Origin of the sequence: Devosia rhodophyticola, from assembly GCF_028816475.1 — a bacterium.
Taxonomy (GTDB): Bacteria; Pseudomonadota; Alphaproteobacteria; order Rhizobiales; family Devosiaceae; genus Devosia; species Devosia rhodophyticola.
In genome coordinates this window covers 1,238,130-1,254,939 of record NZ_CP118247.1, presented here as the reverse complement: position 1 = coordinate 1,254,939, position 16,810 = coordinate 1,238,130, and the positions used below count along the sequence as shown (strand labels likewise).

Below are 16,810 nucleotides of genomic sequence, written 5' to 3'. Positions count from 1 at the left end.
GGCCGGGAGACGTGGGTGGCAAACGGGGCATCGATCAATCGCCGCTATCGCGAACTGAGTTTTCTTAATGCCGCCGTCGCCATCCTGATCGGCGTCATAGCGGCCTATTTCGTCGCCCATAGCGCTTCAGACATTCAGGAAACGCGGCTGCGTGCCACCGGTCGTGAGGCGGTTAATGTGCAGGCCGAAGCGCTCAATGGCGCGCTGGACAAATATCGCATGCTGGCGGTGATGTTGGGTCAGCGTGCCGAAGTGCGCAGCCTGTTTCTCGATCCCGATCAAAACCGCGCCCGCGAGGCAGCCAGACTTGTTGGCCTTACAACCATTGGTCTCTCGGGTGCGCTTGAGGTTGCCTTTGTGCGTCCTGACGGCTCAATTCTGGCACGGGCAGCCGATAAATTTGTTGATGGTTTTGGTCCCGATTCAGTCCTGCTGCAAACGGCCATGCAGGGACGGCTGGGCCGGGCCGTCCGCGTCCTGCAAAAGGGGCGCCGTGCCTACGTATTTACCGCGCGCGTTTCGGCAGTTGGTGGGCACCTCGGGGCCGTCGCCATCTATGTCGATCTCGAAAATATCGAAGACAACTGGAGCTTGATCACCCACCCGATTCTGGCGGTTGATCAGGCGGGCATCGTCGTCATGTCCAATCGGGCGCACTGGCGTCTGCTGCCGCCCCCGGCTTTTAATGCTGAAATTGACGCCGCCCCTGATGCCCCGCCATCCGACTATTTCTCGAATTCACGCGTACTGGCGCCGCTGAATTGGACCCTTACGGTTCTGGTTGATGCCACCCCCGCCCGCAATGCCGCAACGCTTTGGGGCGGACTGGCCGTCGCAGTTTGCGCGGCTATCGCTCTGGCCGTACAGCTATTGATCAACCGCCATTTTGCTGCCCTGCGCCGGGAGCGACGGGACCGCACGACATCACTGCGTCTGGAGCGCATCGTGCGCGACCGGACCCGCGAACTCTTGCAATCCAACACCGCCCTTGAGGCTGCGGTCGAACAGTTGCATCGCACCCATACCGAATTGATCCAGACCGGCAAGATGGCAGCGCTTGGGCAGATGTCGACGGCGCTTTCCCATGAACTCAACCAGCCGCTGTCGGCGGTCAAATCCTACGCCGACAATGCGTTGACCTTTTTGCAGCGTGGCCGCGAACCGGAGGCGCGCGACAACATCAAGCGCATTTCCGAGCTCGCCGACCGAATGGCTGAAATTTCGCGCCACCTGCGCAATTTTGCCCGTAAACCCAACCCCACCTTCGGTGCTGTGCCCATCGCGGCGGTCATCGAGGACGCGCTCAAGGTACTCGTCTCTCGCATTCGCAACGACAGGGCCGAAATCGTCACCGAACTGGGCGACCCTGCCTTGCTGGTGCGCGGCGGCCATGTGCGGTTGCAGCAGGTTATTGTCAATCTGGTGCTCAATGGCCTGGACGCCATGGAGGGCCAGCCGGCCCCGCGCCTGGTCATAAACGTTTCGAGCACGGAAAAGTCCGTTAGCATTGCCATCACCGATTGCGGGCCCGGTATAGATCCAGCCGTCCGCGATCAGATCTTTGATCCATTTTTCACAACCAAGGGCGTTGGGCAGGGACTTGGGCTGGGCTTGTCGATTTCCTATAATATCGTCAAGGATTTCGGCGGCCAATTGTCGGTGCACGACAATGCGGAGGTTGAAGGGGGAGCAACGTTTGTGGTCAAGCTTGAGGCGGGTCAGGAAAGCGAGGGCGTTGCCGCATGAATGCGCCCATTGAAGTGCTGTTTGTTGACGACGAGGAAGATCTGCGCCGCGCCGCCAGCCAGACGCTGGATCTTGCCGGGCTTCCGGTCCGCACTGCCAGTTCGGCCGAAGATGCACTGGCCTATGTTTCGCGCACATGGCGTGGCGTATTGGTCACTGACATTCGCATGCCGGGCATGGATGGCATGCAGCTGCTCCATCGTGCAATTTCCATTGACGAAGACTTGCCCGTGGTCCTTGTGACTGGTCATGGCGACGTTAATCTGGCGGTCGATGCCATGCGGGCCGGGGCCTATGATTTCATCGAAAAGCCGTTCTCGGTCGAACGCCTGCTGGAATCGGTCACCCGCGCTCTCGAAAAGCGACAGCTCACGCTGGAAAACCGCGAACTGCGTTCCAGTGTTGCCAATCGGTCTGACGATCTGGAAACTCGGATTGCCGGTCGCTCAAAACTGATGATGGCCGTGCGTAAGCAGATCCGTGCCATTGCGCCTACCCATGCGGATGTGCTGATCGTCGGTGAAACCGGCACCGGCAAAGAACTGGCGGCGCGTGCCATCCACGATCTGACATTGCCGGGTGACCGACCATTTGTTGCCATAAATTGCGCTGCCATACCGGCCGAAATGATGGAAGCCGAACTATTCGGTTATGAGGCAGGGGCTTTTGCCGGGGCGATGCGCGCCCGTTTTGGCAAATTTGAGCACGCCCGCAATGGCACGATTTTTCTGGATGACATCGAAAACATGCCGCTCTATTTGCAGGCGAAATTATTGCGCGTCGTTCAGGAGCGCGCCGTAACGCGCTTGGGCTCAAACGATCCCGTCCCGCTCAACGCCCGGTTTATCGCCACCTCCAGCGTTGATCTGGAGCGGGCCGCCGATGCCGAACTGTTCCGCAAGGACCTGCTCTACCGGCTCAATATCGCCACCCTCCGTCTGCCGCCTCTGGCTGATCGAGCTGAAGACATTCCATCCCTTTTCGTACATCTGGTCCATATCGTTGCAACGCAGTTGCGGGTGCCCGCGCCCTCACCGTCGGACCAGATGCTTTCGATAATCAGCAGTCGCCCCTGGCCCGGCAATGTGCGCGAACTGCGCAATGCCGCAGAACGCTTTGTTTTGGGCATTGACGGTTTGGATGAGCGGGTCGGCGACAGGCCAAGCACCACACTCCGCGACCGGGTCAATGATTTCGAGCGCCAAACCATCGCAGCTGAATTGCAGTTGCGGCAGGGCAATTTGAAATCGGTTTACGAGACGTTGGGTCTGTCGCGAAAATCGCTCTATGAAAAAATGCAAAAACTCGGGCTCGATCGCAACGACTTCCGGCAGAGCTGATCGGCGGTGTGGGTGACTTTGCACCCATTTCTACCCGCCACTGGGCAGTAATGTACCCTTTTCCACCCATCAATTCGTGATTACAGCTGCTTTTTGGCGCATTGCAGCAGTTTGCCTGTTGTTATCGGCGGCGCGAGGCGGCAAGCGCTTGGGTTAAAGGTGCCGAAAAATGGTGCCGGCAATCATTTGGGAGAGAGACAATGAAAAAGATCATCGCAACCGCCATCGCCATCGGTGCCATGGCCCTGAGCGCACCAGCGGCAATGGCCCAGTGCGACGATGGCGAAATGGTCATCAAGTTCAGCCATGTGGTTGCCGCCAGCGGTCATCCAAAGGGTGACGCGGCAACCTTGTTTGCCGAGCGCGTCAATAAGGAAATGAACGGCATCGCCTGCATGGAAGTGTTCCCCAATTCCACTCTGTTCGACGACGACAAGGTAATGGAAGCCCTATTGCTGGGTGACGTGCAACTGGCGGCTCCGTCATTGGCCAAGTTTGAAGCCTATACCCTCAAATATCGCCTGTTTGATCTACCATTCCTGTTCGCCGATCTCGATTCGGTTTCCCGCTTCTTTGACACCCCTGAAGCCAAGGATCTGCTGTTGGCCACTCAGGATGTTGGCTACACCGGGCTGGGATACTGGTCCTCAGGGCTCAAGCAGTTTTCTGCCAACAAGCCATTGCTGTTGCCCTCGGATGGGGCGGGTCTGAAATTCCGCATCCAGACTTCCGATGTGGCTGAAGCCATGATCAATGCCATGGGTGGTTCAGCTCAGAAATTGGCATTCTCTGAAGTTTATGGCGCTCTGCAGACCAAGGTTGTCGATGGTCAGGAAAACTCCTGGTCCAACATCTACACCCAAAAGTTCTTTGAAGTTCAGGACGGCATTACCGAAACCAATCATCAGCTGCTGGCCTATCTTCTGGTCACCTCGACCGAATGGCTTGATGGACTCGATCCTGCCGTGCGCGATCAGTTCCTCAAGATCGCCCAAGAAGTGACAGTGACCGCCAACGCTTCGGTGGCCGAGCAGGAAGCCAGGAACCGCCAGAATATTCTTGATGCCGGCGGTACCATTCGCGAACTGACCCCCGAACAGCGTCAGGCATGGGTCGATGCAATGAAGCCCGTCTGGACCCAGTTCGAGGATGACATCGGCGCCGACAATATCGCTGCAGCGGTTGCCGCCAACACCAAATAAGCCCTGTTCCCGGCGCCTTAGCGGCGCCGGGTTTTCGACTGGCCAATACGGGCGTTGGGGGCACCAATGACGCAGATGCTGATTATCATTGCCGTGCTGCTTGTGGCACTGTTCCTGATCGAGCGCCGCTGGCCATCGGCTGTCACCCGCTTTGAGGAGGGTATGCTGGCCATCTTGATGGCCGCATTGACGCTGGTTTCATTTACCCAGGTCGTAATGCGCTATGGCTTTTCGGGTGGCTGGGGCGGCGCGCTCGAATTTACCCGCATCCTGTTTGCCTGGCTGATTCTTTTTGGCATGAGCTACGCCATCAAGATCAATTCGCACCTCGGCGTCGATATCGTTTTGCAACTGGTACCCCAACGCACCTCGCGCATTCTCGCCGTGGTCGCGGCGCTGGCCTGCGTTCTCTATGCACTCATCCTGCTCTATGCCGACTGGCTGCAGCTCTTCGGCATCAACGCCAGAGGCGGCGCTCTCGATTACTGGTCCAAGATGTTCAAGGTCGGAATTGGTCTGGATGATCTGCGCTATCCAGATTGGGCCCAGAACAGTTTTGGCCTGCAGGAGCGTGTGCAGCGATGGATTGCCTACCTGATCCTGCCGATTGGTCTGGCCCTCTTTATGTATCGCAGCCTGCAAGCCGCCATCAATATCGCCCGCGGCAATCGGCAATACATCATTGCCAGCCATGAAGCTGAAGACCTCGTCGCTGAAAACAAGAACGCGGTGAAGGACTGACACCATGGAATCCATCATTCTCTTCATCATGGTGTTAACTCTTCTGTTCCTCGGCGTGCCCATCGCGGTAGCACTTGGGCTGTCGAGTGTGCTCACAATTGCACTGTTTTCCAGCGACAGCATGTCCTCGGTTGCCCTGCAGCTTTTCTCGGCTTCACAAAATTATACCCTCCTGGCTATCCCCTTTTTCGTGCTGGCTTCCACCTTCATGTCGACCGGTGGGGTGGCGCGACGCATCATCCGGCTGGCAGTGGCCAGCGTCGGCCACTTTCGCGGTGGTCTGGCCATGGCGTCAGTGCTGGCGTGCATGCTGTTTGCTGCGCTTTCAGGTTCGTCCCCCGCCACGGTCGTCGCCATCGGCACCATCGCCATCGCGGCCATGCGCCAGGTCGGCTATTCGCGCGAATTTTCCGCCGGCATCATCGCCAACGCGGGAACCCTGGGCATTCTTATCCCCCCTCCATCGTCATGGTCGTCTACGCCGCCGCCACAAATGTCTCGGTCGGCCGCATGTTCCTTGCCGGCATCGTGCCAGGTCTGGTCGCTGGCCTGATGCTGATGATTGCGATCTATGTGGTGGCACGTCGTCGCAATCTGCCGTCTGAGCCCTGGCAGGGATTTGGTGAAGTCGTTGCGGCGGGTAAAGACGCTGGTTGGGGCCTGTTCTTGATATTCATCATCATCGGCGGCATCTATGGTGGTGCATTTACGCCGACCGAAGCGGCCTCGGTTGCCGCCGTCTATTCGGCCTTCGTAGCGCTGTTTGTCTATCGCGACATGGGGCCACTAAAAGGTCTGGCCTGGGTGCCCGAGGGCAGCCCCGAGCGCACAATTGTTGGCTTCAAGGCCTCGGTTTATGCGCTGGCGGCTTTTTTCGTCTGGACGATATCCTCGTTTTTTTCCTCGGTGGTCTCGGCAATGAAACCCGCGGCCAGATCGGCGGCCTGATGGCGCTTGTCGTACTGATCGGTTACCCCTATCTGCGCAATCAACCCAGCCCTTTGACGTTTGTCGCTGGCCTTTCGGTATGGCGCTACAATCTCGGCCTGATCGTGCGTCGATTTGCGCCCGCCCTGTTCCACCGCGACACCAAGAAGGTCATGGTCGATAGCGCCAAGACCACGGTGATGCTGATGTTCATCATCGTCAACGCACTGCTGTTTGCTCATACCCTCACCGCAGAACGCATACCCCAGACCATTACCGAATGGATGCTGGGCGCCGGTTTCAACTGGTTTACTTTCCTGATTGCGGTCAATGTTCTCCTGCTGATCGGCGGTCAGTTCATGGAACCGTCAGGCCTCTTGTTGATCGTCGCGCCGGTCGTGTTTCCGATAGCCATGGAACTGGGGATTGATCCCATACATCTGGGCATCATTATGGTGGTCAATATGGAGATCGGCATGGTCACTCCGCCGATCGGGCTCAACCTGTTCGTGACTTCAGGGATAACCGGCATGAGCCTTGCCCAGGTAGTCAAGGCGGCGCTGCCATTCGTGGTTGTTCTGATGGCCTTTCTTGTGCTGGTCACTTATTTGCCCGCGCTCTCGACCATGGTCCCCTATGCGCTCATGGGCCCCGAAATCATCATCGGACGCTAATCTCTTGCCGGGCGGACATGGCGCCGCCCGGTTGGTGAACGGAGTCTGAATTTCGGGTTCAGGCCCGGTTCTGACGAGCTGCGCTATTCCTCCTGACATCGGCAACAAAGGTCACTGGGACCCAGCCGCAATCAGGAGAGAAAAATGACCCGCAATATCATCATCACCACCGCCCTCGCCGCCATCTTGGCCATCAGCGCCGCCCCCGCCATGGCGAACAGCGTCTTCCTCAATCAGTCCGGCTTCGGCAATGCCGCTGGCGGTGCCCAGATCGGTGTAGACAACCAACTCGGCATCTTCCAGAACGGCGCCTTCAATCAGGCAGTTGGCCAACAGAATGGCAATCATAATACTGGTGCTATCGGCCAGGACGGATTTAACAACTATGGCGAAACCAACCAGAATGGTAATTTCAACCAGGCCGGCGTTGGCCAGTTTGGTGACAACCACACCTCGGTTCTGAGCCAGGATGGGAACGGCAATGTTGCAGCCGGCGTTCAGGTCGGTAACGGCTGTAGCGCCGATGTCGAGCAGCACGGCGTTGGTAATGTCTCGGCGTTCGTTCAGGCTTGCCCTTGATCCGCAATAGCAATGAATATCCATCAGCCGGGAGGCCTGGCCTCTCGGCTCATCGCCCGGCCATCCAAGTCAGGAGATAATACGATGACCAAATTCAATACGCGTCTCGCCTTGCCCGCCCTTGCCGGAATGGCCATCCTTGGCTTTGCGGTTACCAGCGGGCAGGCCGATACCGCCAATGCCGATCACCTGCGCTGTGGGCTGATCAGTGATGCCAACAACGGTTCCGTTGCCATGGAAGCGCGGCTGTTGTCGCCGACCGATCTTTCAGGGACCTATCGTCTCAGTATCGTCAGTTCGGGACCATCGGGTCGCTCCAATATCAATCAGGGCGGCGGCTTTTCCGTTCGCGCCAACGAGGATGTGGTGCTCGGCCGAGTCAGCCTAAATGCCAATGCCAGCACCAAGGTCGACTTCGAGATTTCGGCCAACGGCGCCACAATCGATTGCACCGCCGACGCCAATAAACTGCGCTGACATCGGCCAGACCAACAACTGAACGGGGCTCCCTTGCGGGGCCCTTTTTACTGCGCGCCCGCCCTCGCTCAAACACTGAACCAAAGATGAATATATGGCTCCGATTTGGTTCAGGCCTGAAAGCGCAATCTCCTTTTATCGGCTGGAACACTCCAGCGCCAAACCAGACAGCCAGGAGAAATATCATGATCAAGAAATTTGCCACCGCCGCCGTTCTCGCCCTCACCATAGGGACCGCGGGCCTCGCCACAATCGCACCCGCCACCGCTGGTGGCCAGGTATCCATCAGCTTTGCACCGAGCGATCCAGAACAGGCAGAGGCATTGGGCATGGGATTGCAGATGTTTTCGATCGTCAAAGGCCTTTCGGGGCAGGGCGCTGATGTCAGCCAGAATGGCAATTTCAACGCCGCTGGTATCGCCCAGAATGGCTCTGGCAATCATGGGTTAGTCGTGCAGGAAGGGGACGGGCACACCGGTACCATCAATCAGGACGGCAACAACAACAGCTGCGGTCTGTTCCAGTTTGGTGAAAATACCAACGCTCAATGTGCCCAGACCGGCAACAACCAGTCCAGCGTTACCACGGTCTTTGGTTTCTGATTAAGAACCAGTTTGCGCGGGGCCGACTTGGCCCCGCCCGCTTCATCCTCGCTCAACGCAGAGCGCTACGCCCATCCCACCACCAATGCACAACGTAGCCAGACCCTTGGTGACGTCGCGCCGCATCATTTCATGCAGCAATGTTATCAGCACCCGCGCACCCGAAGCACCGATCGGATGCCCGATGGCAATGGCGCCGCCATTGACATTGACCTTGTCCAGATCCCAGCCCATCGCCTGATTGACAGCGCATGCCTGTGCCGCAAAGGCTTCGTTGGCCTCGATCAGGTCAAGTTCTTGAACGCGCCAGCCAGCCTTGGCCAGCGCCTTTGTCGAGGCGGGGATTGGTCCGGTGCCCATGATCGACGGGTCAACGCCTGCGGTTGCCCAGGAGGCGATGCGGGCCAACGGCCTCAGATTGCGCCGCGCCGCTTCATCAGCATGCATCAAAACCAATGCAGCAGCCCCGTCATTGATCCCCGAAGCATTGCCCGCAGTTACAGTGCCTTCCTTGTTAAAGGCCGGGCGCAAGCGCGCCAGTGCGTCTGCACTGGCATCGGCGCGGATATATTCATCCTTGTCGACCACAATATCGCCCTTGCGGGATTTGACGATGACCGGGGTGATCTCGCTGTCGAAATGCCCTGCCCTCTGTGCGGTGGCCGCCTTTTGCTGGGACGCCAGCGCAAAACTGTCCTGCGTGTCACGATCAATGCCGAACTGCCGGGCGACATTTTCGGCGGTGATGCCCATATGGTAACCACCAAAGGCATCGACCAGTCCGTCGACCATCATCGTGTCGACCAATGTCACCGGCCCCATTTTTGCCGGTGCCCGTAACTGCTGGCAGTGCGGCGCCAGGGACATGGATTCCTGACCGCCCGCCACAATGATTTTCGCATCACCCATGGCAATTTGCTGCATGCCTAGCGCTACAGCCCGCAAACCGGACCCACAAACCTGATTGACGCCCCAAGCGGTCGCACCCTGATCAATGCCGGCGCCAACTGCCGCTTGCCGCGCCGGGTTTTGTCCGAGACCCGCAGCGAGCACCTGACCCATGATGATCTCGTCGATTTCGTTGCCGTCTACTTCGGCGCGTTCCATTGCTGCCCGGATGGCCGTGCTGCCCAGCGACACGGCCGAAATGGTGGAAAGGCTCCCCATGAAGGAGCCGACGGGCGTTCGCGCCGCACTGACGATGACAATGTCGCTCATGGCTTTTCCCGATCCAGAGCAATCTCGAAATGCGCCTCGGTCTTGGCGGTAATTTCGTCTACGCCAACCCCTTCGGCACACTCGATCAAAACCATTTTTGGCGCCTCGCGACGTTCCACCGTGAAAACGCCAAGATCGGTAATCACCAGATCGGCAACGCGCTGTCCGGTCAGCGGCAGGGTGCAGGTCTTGAGAAGTTTGGGCGCGCCTTTGGCCTCATGCTCCATGACCACCACGACGCGTTTGACACCAGCCACCAGATCCATGGCCCCGCCCATGCCCTTGACCATTTTGCCCGGGATCATCCAGTTGGCAAGATCACCATTTTCCGCAACCTGCATCGCCCCCAGAATGGATAGATCGATATGCCCGCCGCGGATCATGCCAAAACTGTCGGCACTGGAAAAAAAGCTCGTCATGTCCAATTCGGTCACGGTCTGCTTGCCCGCATTGATCAGATCGGCGTCTTCTTCTCCCTCGAAGGGGAAAGCCCCCATTCCCATCATGCCGTTTTCGCTTTGCAGGCGAACATCCATCCCCTCAGGGATGAAGTTGGCCACAAGCGTTGGAATGCCGATGCCCAGATTGACGTAATAGCCGTCCTGGAGTTCCTGGGCGGCGCGCGCCGCCATCTTTTCGCGTGTCCAAGACATTATTGCGCCTCCGCCGATTGCCGTGCCCGCACGGTGCGTTGCTCGATATGTTTGGTTGGATTGGCAATTTCAACAATGCGCGAAACAAAAATGCCGGGCGTGTGGATCTGATCCGGCTCCAGCGTACCGGTTGGCACCAGATGCTCGACTTCGGCAATCGTTACGTTGCCCGCTGTCGCCATCATCGGGTTGAAGTTGCGCGCGGTCTTCCGATAGATCAGGTTGCCTTCGTGGTCGCCCTTCCATGCGTGAACCAGTGCCACATCGGCAATCAGTCCTCGCTCCATGACATAATTTTCGCCATCAAATTCGCGCACTTCCTTGCCCTCGGCAATCAGCGTCCCAACCCCGGTCTTGGTAAAAAATGCCGGAATACCAGCGCCGCCTGCACGGATGCGTTCGGCCAATGTGCCTTGGGGATTAAATTCAAGCTCAAGGTCACCCGACAGATATTGTTGGGCAAACAGCTTGTTCTCGCCCACATAGGACGAAATCATTTTCTTGATCTGCCGTGTTTCGAGCAGTCTTCCCAAGCCAATGCCATCGACCCCGGCATTGTTCGATATCACCGTCAGATCCTTGGCCCCAGAAAGCTTTATCGCCTCAATCAGAGCTTCTGGAATGCCGCAAAGGCCAAAGCCACCAGACATGATTACCATGCCATCCGACAGCAGTCCTGCCATCGCCTCGCCCGCGTTTTCATAAACCTTGCGCAAAATGCGACCTCCCTGAATTGTTTGCCGCACCTCTGCTTCCGGTCGGTGCGGAGCGGTATTTTCCGTGAGGTTAAGCCTTGTTTGAGAAGAGGGGTTAGTAGTATTTATACCCTATGATTTTATCTGGCTCTCCCCACGATCAGAACGCCCCGTCAGCCACCGTTCTCCAATTCTCGCTCGCTGATATCCCTGTCCCAATGGTGTATGCATCGCACCGTATCATCCGAGATTGCAACGCCGAGTTTGCGTTTCTGTTTGGCCTGATGCGTCAGGATTTGATCGGCCAGAGTTTTTCGAGGCTGTATCCCGAAATTGCCGATTTTGTGCGCACCGGCGAAATGTGGCGCCACCATTTGCCGGGCGGGCAGGTCTATTATGATGAGCGTATCATGAGTGGGGCCGGGGGACGGCGGTTTTGGTGCCGCGTCAACGGCCGCAGCCAGAACCTTGCCGATCCGTTCGCCGAAGCGCTCTATTGCTTTGAACCCATGGCTCGGCCGGTCACCGCCACCAGCATGAGCTTGACAGGACGCCAGCGCCAGATATTGACGCTGGTGGCGCAGGGCAAGACAAATGCCGTCATCGCCACAGAAATGGGCCTGTCGCGCCGCACCATCGAAGCGCACCGCGCTCGCCTCATCCGCACCACTGGCGTCCGTAACAGCGCCGAGTTAACCGCATGGTTTTCGCTCAACCACGAAAGTTAGTGCGGCGCCCGTAAAAGCGGGTGTTAATCGGCAGAGCTGGGGTTAGGCTGGCCAAAGTATGGGGCGGCCACATCGGATGCGTTCCAAATGACCAGCGCAGGGAGAATTCATGGCCATCAAAGCAATCATTTTTGACGCATATGGCACCTTGTTCGATGTCTATTCGGTTGGAGCGTTGGCCGAGGAACTGTTCCCTGGAAATGGAACGCAATTGGCCAGCATCTGGCGCGAAAAGCAGATAGAATACACACGATTGCGCACCCTGTGTGACCGCTATGTCGATTTCTGGCAGGTAACCGGGGATGCACTTGCGTATGCCTGCGAAATGCTGGGCCTGACCCTGACGCCAACCGCGCGCGATCGCCTGATGGGTGCGTATGCCGAGTTGACCGCCTTTCCGGAGAACCGAGCTGCCCTGCAACGCCTCAAGGCAGCAAATATTCCGCTGGCGATCCTGTCCAATGGTACCCCTGCAATGCTGACGCAGGCAGTAACCGCCTCGGGTCTTGGCGGGTTTTTCGATCATTTGCTGAGCGTTGATAGTGTGCGTCGCTTCAAGACGGCACCCGAGGCCTATCAATTGGGCCCAGACGCGTTTGCGTGCGAAGCGGGTGATATATTGTTCGTTTCGTCCAACTGCTGGGATATCTGCGGGGCGACATGGTTTGGCCATCGCACGATCTGGCTGAACCGCCATGGTCTGCCACTCGAACGCCTTGGCGTCTCCCCGCATCGCATCGGCAAGTCGCTTAACGATGTTGCCGATTTTGCGCTGCAACTAGCTGCATAGCGGCTGAATCGAACGACCACCATGGATCGCGGCTTGGATTTACTGGGCGGTCCCGGCGGCGGCCTAAACGCCCGCATTCGACGCCCAAAAAGAAGCGCCGCGGCCGATATGGTCGAAGCGCTTCCTGCCGGACTGATCAGCGGAACTGGGCCTGTTCAGTACTTTGTTCCATGGCGGTCGTGGCACTCTTGCCTTCGCTCACGGCCATCGCGACGGCATCGAAATAGCTGGTGCCGACTTCGCGCTGGTGCCGGACTGCCGAAAAACCATGCTCCTCGGCGGCAAATTCAGCTTGCTGCAGGCGTGAATATCCAGCCATGCCTTCGGTCTTGTAGGCACGCGCCAATTCGAACGTACTCAGGCTTAGATTATGGAACCCAGCCAAGGTAATGAACTGGTATTTATATCCCATGGCGGCGATTTCGCGCTGGAAAGAGGCCATTGCCGCCTCGTCCATATGCTTGGCCCAATTGAAGCTGGGCGAGCAATTATAGGCCAGCATCTGGTCAGGATGCGCCTTGCGCACCGCCTCGGCGAACCGGCGCGCTTCAGCCAGATCGGGCTTGCTGGTCTCGCACCAGATCAAGTCGGCATAGGGCGCATAAGCGATGCCTCGGGCAATGGCAGCATCCATACCACCCTTGAGCTGGTAAAACCCTTCGGCCGTACGTTCCTTGATGACGAAGGGAGCGTCGTAGGGGTCGATATCCGAGGTGATCAGGCGGGCCGCTTCTGCGTCGGTGCGTGCCATGATCAGCGTGGGCACGCCCATGACGTCGGCCGCTAGGCGGGCCGCGTTTAGCGTGCGAATGAACTGGCTGGTCGGCACCAGCACCTTGCCACCCAAATGGCCGCACTTCTTTTCCGATGCCAGTTGATCCTCAAAGTGAACGGCGGCGGCGCCAGCCTCGATCATGGCCTTCATGAGCTCGAAAACGTTCAACGCGCCGCCGAACCCGGCCTCGGCATCGGCGATGACGGGGACGAAGAAATCATGATCAGTGGTGGTTATTCCGTCGGCCTGCTCCATCGTCTGAATTTGATCGGCGCGCTGCAGGGCCTTGTTGATGCGCTTGACCACCGAAGGGACGCTATCGACCGGATAAAGGCTCTGATCGGGATACATATTGCCCGAAGTATTGGCATCGGCCGCCACCTGCCAGCCAGAGAGATAAATTGCCTTCAGCCCGGCCTTGACCTGCTGCACCGCCTGATTGCCGGTGAATGTGCCCAGGGTTGGCACAAAGTCCTGGCTATGCAGCAACTCCCACAGGCGTCTGGCGCCATTTTCGGCCAAGGTGTGGCGGCATGGCATGGAGCCGGAAAGTCGCGCCACGTCGGATGGCGCATAGGTCCGAGAAATATTGCGCCAGCGATCGGGCGCCCAATCGGGGACGGGAAACTGGGGTTTGTCGAGCATTGAATTCTCCTCTTTTTTGGGCATGGCTTCGCCGGTCGCTTGACGCGATTGTTGTTTCCGGCGATGGGGTGAAGTGGCTAGTCGATTACGCGTCGGCTGAACGTGGCGGCAATCATGCCGACACCGGTGAACAATTCAGTGGCCGAACCTGCGCCGACCAGAGAAAACTGGTGCCGACCGATCTTGCCAGCGATTGAGTAGCCTTGGGCGCCAAGCCCGCGCGTCTTGAACTGTTCCATCGCCTCAATGGCGGTAGGGGCGATGATGGTCAGATATTCTTCTCGTTCACTGGTTGTCGGGCTCATCCGAAAGTCTCCTCATCCTATTTGTGTAAATATTTGACAAGTGCCGTCTCATTGCAAGATAATAGCGAAAATTCCCAAGTAAAGCTGTAAAGTCAGTGTCAAAATCGGTTGTCATTTTTGTAAATGATGTAAATAATTGGGAGCATATGATGAAGGAAACAGCCGATACCCAGATTGGGGGACGCATAAAGCGATTGCGGCGACTTCGTGGGCTGGCGCAGGCAGATCTGGCGCAGGCGCTGGGCATTTCGGCGAGTTACCTAAACCTGATCGAGCACAATCGCCGCAAGGTTACTGTGGCGCTGCTGTTCTCAATATCTGGCTATTTTGGTGTGGAGCCCGGCGAATTGGTCGATGGCGACGAGGGGCGATTGCTTGGCGATCTGATGGAGGCATTCGGGGATGACCTGTTTGCCGACAGCGATCTGACCAACTTCGAAATTCGCGATCTGGCCCATTCCAATCCGGCGGCGGCCAAAGCTATCGTCAAACTTTATGACCGCTATCGCATCATCACAACGCAAACCGGGCCGACACCAGCGCCGCGTTCGGAGGTGGAGCCATTTCATCTGGCGACAGATGCCATTTCGGACTTTCTGCAGGAAAATTCAAACTATTTCCCTACCCTTGAAGCAGAGGCCGAACGGATCAGACTCGATATTGATCGGTCTGCCGACACGTTTGAATCGGGGCTTCGCACCTATCTGTTTAACGTCTTCGGACTTGAGGTGCGGTTGGCCTCTCTTCCGCTGGGTGTTGCCCGTCAACGGGACGAACGGCGCAACCATTTGCTGATTTCGGACATCCTTCCGGCGGAGTCGGCGCTGTTTCTGGTTGGGCATCAATTGGGCCAACTCGCGGCCAACACGGAAATTGAAAACATCATCACCCGATCGAACCTGCCTGAGGGTGATGCCCCTGTTTTGGCGCGCAATGTCTTGTCGGCATATTTTGCGGCGGCCCTGGTGATGCCTTATGAGCCGTTTCGCAAGGCATGCCGCGACTATCGCTATGATATAGAGCGCATCGGGCGACGGTTCGGCGCGAGCTTTGAGCAGGTGTGTCACCGCATGACTACCCTTCAACGAAAAGGGGCACTCGGTATTCCGCTACATTTGGTACGGACCGACATTGCCGGCAATATTTCCAAGCGGTTTTCGCTCTCGGGCATTCACATCCCACGCCATTCAGGGGCATGTCCGCGCTGGAATATCTATTCGGCATTTCTCAGTCCGGATCGGATCAATATTCAGGTATCGCAAATGCCGGACGGCCAGCGCTATTTTTGCATCGCCCGAACCATCGCCAAGGGTGATCATCGCTACAATGCGCCGCGACGCTATATGTCTATCGGGCTGGGTTGCGCCCTGCATCATGCCCGGGACATGATATATTCGGACGGCATTGACCTGGATGGCAACGGTCAGGTCGTTCCCATCGGTGTCGGTTGCCGTATTTGCCCGAGATTGGAATGCGGTCAGCGGGCCCACCCACCTGCCGACCACCGGTTTCGGCTCGACGACTCCAGTCGCGCTGAAAGTCTATATGCGCGGATGGACTAGGGTCGAGGCAAAAGAGGCGGCGGGAAAGTGACGCCGGTGGAGAGGCTAGAATGTCTCCCATCAGAGCATTGGTTCGGGCAATTCCATGCCTAAGCTGATTGTCGTAAAACCAAATGAGCCTGTACTTGCGGCAGAATTGGATCGGCGAGATCGGGCCCGGCCAGAACCATCAAAATCGCTTGGCGCGCCAGGCTTTCAGCGTCAACGCTGACGGTCGAAATGCCGCCAGCCAGCCAGCGATAGAGTTCGGGATCCCCATAGCCAACAAAGGCCAATTGGTTAGGGAATTGGACGCCGCGCGTCAGACATCCCTCAAGGGCGCCATTGGAAATTTCAAAGCCGCCACAAAGCACGCCATCGGGCGCATTGGGATTGTCGAGCAGATCAATCATGCTCGCCATACCGAAATTACGTCCCGGGTCACCCAGACGGGTCAGGGTCTGATCGGGCACGAACCCAGCTTCGTTAAGGGCTTCGAGGTAAGCCTGTTGCCGACGTTGGCCCGAAGAAAGGCCGGGGGCTGCCCCGATATACCCAATCCTGCGGCAGCCGCGTGCTGCCAAATGGGCTATGGCGGCACGCAGCGCCTGTTCGTCCTCTACCAAAAGGCATCTGCGCTCGGCAGACCGCGTGCGGATCAGTTCAATGAAGTGAGTACTGTCTCGCGGGGAAACGGGTCTTGTTTCATCGCCCGGGGTCGGAACAAATATTACGCTTGATGCCTGCAATGTCAGCAGCTTATCAAGCCCGGCCTGTTCGCGCGCCGGGTCGTCATTGGTCAAGTTGACCAACAAATCCAAACCGGAATCCGAGCATAATAGACCCAGTTCATTGGCAAAGCGGGCGTAAAAGTCGTTGACGATATTGGGCAGTAGCAGGCCGACAATTCCTGTGGACTCGCCGCGCATGGTGTTGGCTGCCCGGTTCTTGACATATCCAACCTCTTGCGCGCGCCTGAGCACCATTTCCCGGGTTTTGGCATTGACATTCGGGTGGGCGGACAGCGCCCGCGAGACGGTCATGTGAGAGATGTTCAGATCTTTGGCTATCGATTTTATCGATACACGCATCTACTTGCCGTTCTGCTGTTTCGGCCGGATACTTCTGGTTTTTGGCTTGACATGTCAATGTGTCAAAGTCATTTATGTTCA

Annotated in this window: 16 protein-coding genes and 1 pseudogene; 11 read left to right on the top strand and 6 right to left on the bottom strand. The window is 57.6% G+C overall.

The window, feature by feature from the left end; all coding sequences use genetic code 11:
• Positions 1 to 15 precede the first annotated feature (15 nt).
• From PSQ90_RS06050 to PSQ90_RS06015, 8 genes and pseudogenes are all read left to right on the top strand, one after another.
• The gene (locus PSQ90_RS06050) at positions 16 to 1,746 is read left to right on the top strand and encodes a sensor histidine kinase (protein WP_282212511.1); all 1,731 of its coding nucleotides are present in this window, start codon (positions 16 to 18) and stop codon (positions 1,744 to 1,746) included.
• Complete coding sequence (locus tag PSQ90_RS06045) at positions 1,743 to 3,086, top strand: sigma-54-dependent transcriptional regulator (RefSeq protein WP_282212510.1); 1,344 nt, start codon at positions 1,743 to 1,745, stop codon at positions 3,084 to 3,086. The genes PSQ90_RS06050 and PSQ90_RS06045 overlap by 4 nt, the downstream gene beginning before the upstream one ends.
• 200 nt (positions 3,087 to 3,286) lie before the next feature.
• Positions 3,287 to 4,288, top strand: coding sequence for a DctP family TRAP transporter solute-binding subunit (locus tag PSQ90_RS06040; RefSeq protein WP_282212509.1), 1,002 nt, complete (start codon positions 3,287 to 3,289; stop codon positions 4,286 to 4,288).
• A gap of 66 nt (positions 4,289 to 4,354) precedes the next feature.
• Positions 4,355 to 5,029 carry a TRAP transporter small permease gene (locus tag PSQ90_RS06035; RefSeq protein WP_282212508.1) on the top strand — a complete coding sequence of 225 codons (675 nt, stop codon included), beginning with the start codon at positions 4,355 to 4,357 and terminating at the stop codon, positions 5,027 to 5,029.
• Positions 5,030 to 5,033: 4 nt separating this feature from the next.
• Positions 5,034 to 6,630: pseudogene (locus tag PSQ90_RS06030) on the top strand (TRAP transporter large permease).
• Between the two features lie 144 nt (positions 6,631 to 6,774).
• Positions 6,775 to 7,209, top strand: coding sequence for a curlin (locus PSQ90_RS06025; RefSeq protein WP_282212507.1), 435 nt, complete (start codon positions 6,775 to 6,777; stop codon positions 7,207 to 7,209).
• 84 nt (positions 7,210 to 7,293) lie between these two features.
• Positions 7,294 to 7,686: a curli-like amyloid fiber formation chaperone CsgH gene (gene csgH / locus PSQ90_RS06020; protein ID WP_282212506.1), complete on the top strand. Its 393-nt coding sequence runs from the start codon at positions 7,294 to 7,296 to the stop codon at positions 7,684 to 7,686.
• A 185-nt stretch (positions 7,687 to 7,871) separates the two neighbouring features.
• The gene (locus PSQ90_RS06015) at positions 7,872 to 8,288 is read left to right on the top strand and encodes a curlin (RefSeq protein ID WP_282212505.1); all 417 of its coding nucleotides are present in this window, start codon (positions 7,872 to 7,874) and stop codon (positions 8,286 to 8,288) included.
• Between the two features lie 42 nt (positions 8,289 to 8,330).
• Here the strand turns inward: PSQ90_RS06015 and PSQ90_RS06010 are convergent, their stop codons facing one another.
• From PSQ90_RS06010 to PSQ90_RS06000, 3 genes are read right to left on the bottom strand one after another with little or no spacing between them, the layout of a single operon-like run.
• A complete protein-coding gene (locus PSQ90_RS06010) occupies positions 8,331 to 9,506 on the bottom strand; it encodes an acetyl-CoA C-acetyltransferase (protein WP_282212504.1) in 1,176 nt (391 codons plus the stop codon).
• Positions 9,503 to 10,159, bottom strand: a complete 657-nt coding sequence (locus PSQ90_RS06005) for a 3-oxoacid CoA-transferase subunit B (RefSeq protein WP_282212503.1) — start codon at positions 10,157 to 10,159, stop codon at positions 9,503 to 9,505. The genes PSQ90_RS06010 and PSQ90_RS06005 overlap by 4 nt, the downstream gene beginning before the upstream one ends.
• Complete coding sequence (locus PSQ90_RS06000) at positions 10,159 to 10,875, bottom strand: CoA transferase subunit A (protein WP_282212502.1); 717 nt, start codon at positions 10,873 to 10,875, stop codon at positions 10,159 to 10,161. The genes PSQ90_RS06005 and PSQ90_RS06000 overlap by 1 nt, the downstream gene beginning before the upstream one ends.
• A gap of 113 nt (positions 10,876 to 10,988) precedes the next feature.
• On the opposite strand from PSQ90_RS06000, the gene PSQ90_RS05995 reads away from it, so the two are divergent.
• The gene (locus tag PSQ90_RS05995) at positions 10,989 to 11,582 is read left to right on the top strand and encodes a PAS and helix-turn-helix domain-containing protein (protein ID WP_282212501.1); all 594 of its coding nucleotides are present in this window, start codon (positions 10,989 to 10,991) and stop codon (positions 11,580 to 11,582) included.
• A 109-nt stretch (positions 11,583 to 11,691) separates the two neighbouring features.
• A complete protein-coding gene (locus PSQ90_RS05990; protein ID WP_282212500.1) occupies positions 11,692 to 12,372 on the top strand; it encodes a haloacid dehalogenase type II in 681 nt (226 codons plus the stop codon).
• 136 nt (positions 12,373 to 12,508) lie between these two features.
• Here PSQ90_RS05990 and aceA read toward each other — a convergent pair whose 3' ends face one another.
• Both aceA and PSQ90_RS05980 read right to left on the bottom strand, forming a co-directional pair.
• Positions 12,509 to 13,792 carry an isocitrate lyase gene (gene aceA / locus PSQ90_RS05985; RefSeq protein WP_282212499.1) on the bottom strand — a complete coding sequence of 428 codons (1,284 nt, stop codon included), beginning with the start codon at positions 13,790 to 13,792 and terminating at the stop codon, positions 12,509 to 12,511.
• Positions 13,793 to 13,869: 77 nt separating this feature from the next.
• A complete protein-coding gene (locus PSQ90_RS05980) occupies positions 13,870 to 14,097 on the bottom strand; it encodes a hypothetical protein (protein ID WP_282212498.1) in 228 nt (75 codons plus the stop codon).
• 146 nt (positions 14,098 to 14,243) lie between these two features.
• On the opposite strand from PSQ90_RS05980, the gene PSQ90_RS05975 reads away from it, so the two are divergent.
• The gene (locus tag PSQ90_RS05975; RefSeq protein ID WP_282212497.1) at positions 14,244 to 15,659 is read left to right on the top strand and encodes a helix-turn-helix domain-containing protein; all 1,416 of its coding nucleotides are present in this window, start codon (positions 14,244 to 14,246) and stop codon (positions 15,657 to 15,659) included.
• An 89-nt stretch (positions 15,660 to 15,748) separates the two neighbouring features.
• Here PSQ90_RS05975 and PSQ90_RS05970 read toward each other — a convergent pair whose 3' ends face one another.
• Entirely contained in the window at positions 15,749 to 16,729 is a 981-nt protein-coding gene (locus tag PSQ90_RS05970; protein WP_282212496.1) for a LacI family DNA-binding transcriptional regulator, read from the bottom strand.
• Positions 16,730 to 16,810: the final 81 nt, after the last annotated feature.

Excerpts from the sequence above, each read along its gene's own strand:
- PSQ90_RS06045 (WP_282212510.1), top strand. The coding sequence starts at position 1,743 with ATGAATGCGCCCATTGAAGTGCTGTTTGTTGACGACGAGGAAGATCTG.
- PSQ90_RS06040 (WP_282212509.1), top strand. The coding sequence starts at position 3,287 with ATGAAAAAGATCATCGCAACCGCCATCGCCATCGGTGCCATGGCCCTG.
- PSQ90_RS06035 (WP_282212508.1), top strand. The coding sequence starts at position 4,355 with ATGACGCAGATGCTGATTATCATTGCCGTGCTGCTTGTGGCACTGTTC.
- PSQ90_RS06025 (WP_282212507.1), top strand. The coding sequence starts at position 6,775 with ATGACCCGCAATATCATCATCACCACCGCCCTCGCCGCCATCTTGGCC.
- csgH (WP_282212506.1), top strand. The coding sequence starts at position 7,294 with ATGACCAAATTCAATACGCGTCTCGCCTTGCCCGCCCTTGCCGGAATG.
- PSQ90_RS06015 (WP_282212505.1), top strand. The coding sequence starts at position 7,872 with ATGATCAAGAAATTTGCCACCGCCGCCGTTCTCGCCCTCACCATAGGG.
- PSQ90_RS06010 (WP_282212504.1), bottom strand. The coding sequence starts at position 9,506 with ATGAGCGACATTGTCATCGTCAGTGCGGCGCGAACGCCCGTCGGCTCC.
- PSQ90_RS06005 (WP_282212503.1), bottom strand. The coding sequence starts at position 10,159 with ATGTCTTGGACACGCGAAAAGATGGCGGCGCGCGCCGCCCAGGAACTC.
- PSQ90_RS05995 (WP_282212501.1), top strand. The coding sequence starts at position 10,989 with ATGATTTTATCTGGCTCTCCCCACGATCAGAACGCCCCGTCAGCCACC.
- PSQ90_RS05990 (WP_282212500.1), top strand. The coding sequence starts at position 11,692 with ATGGCCATCAAAGCAATCATTTTTGACGCATATGGCACCTTGTTCGAT.
- aceA (WP_282212499.1), bottom strand. The coding sequence starts at position 13,792 with ATGCTCGACAAACCCCAGTTTCCCGTCCCCGATTGGGCGCCCGATCGC.
- PSQ90_RS05980 (WP_282212498.1), bottom strand. The coding sequence starts at position 14,097 with ATGAGCCCGACAACCAGTGAACGAGAAGAATATCTGACCATCATCGCC.
- PSQ90_RS05975 (WP_282212497.1), top strand. The coding sequence starts at position 14,244 with ATGATGAAGGAAACAGCCGATACCCAGATTGGGGGACGCATAAAGCGA.
- PSQ90_RS05970 (WP_282212496.1), bottom strand. The coding sequence starts at position 16,729 with ATGCGTGTATCGATAAAATCGATAGCCAAAGATCTGAACATCTCTCAC.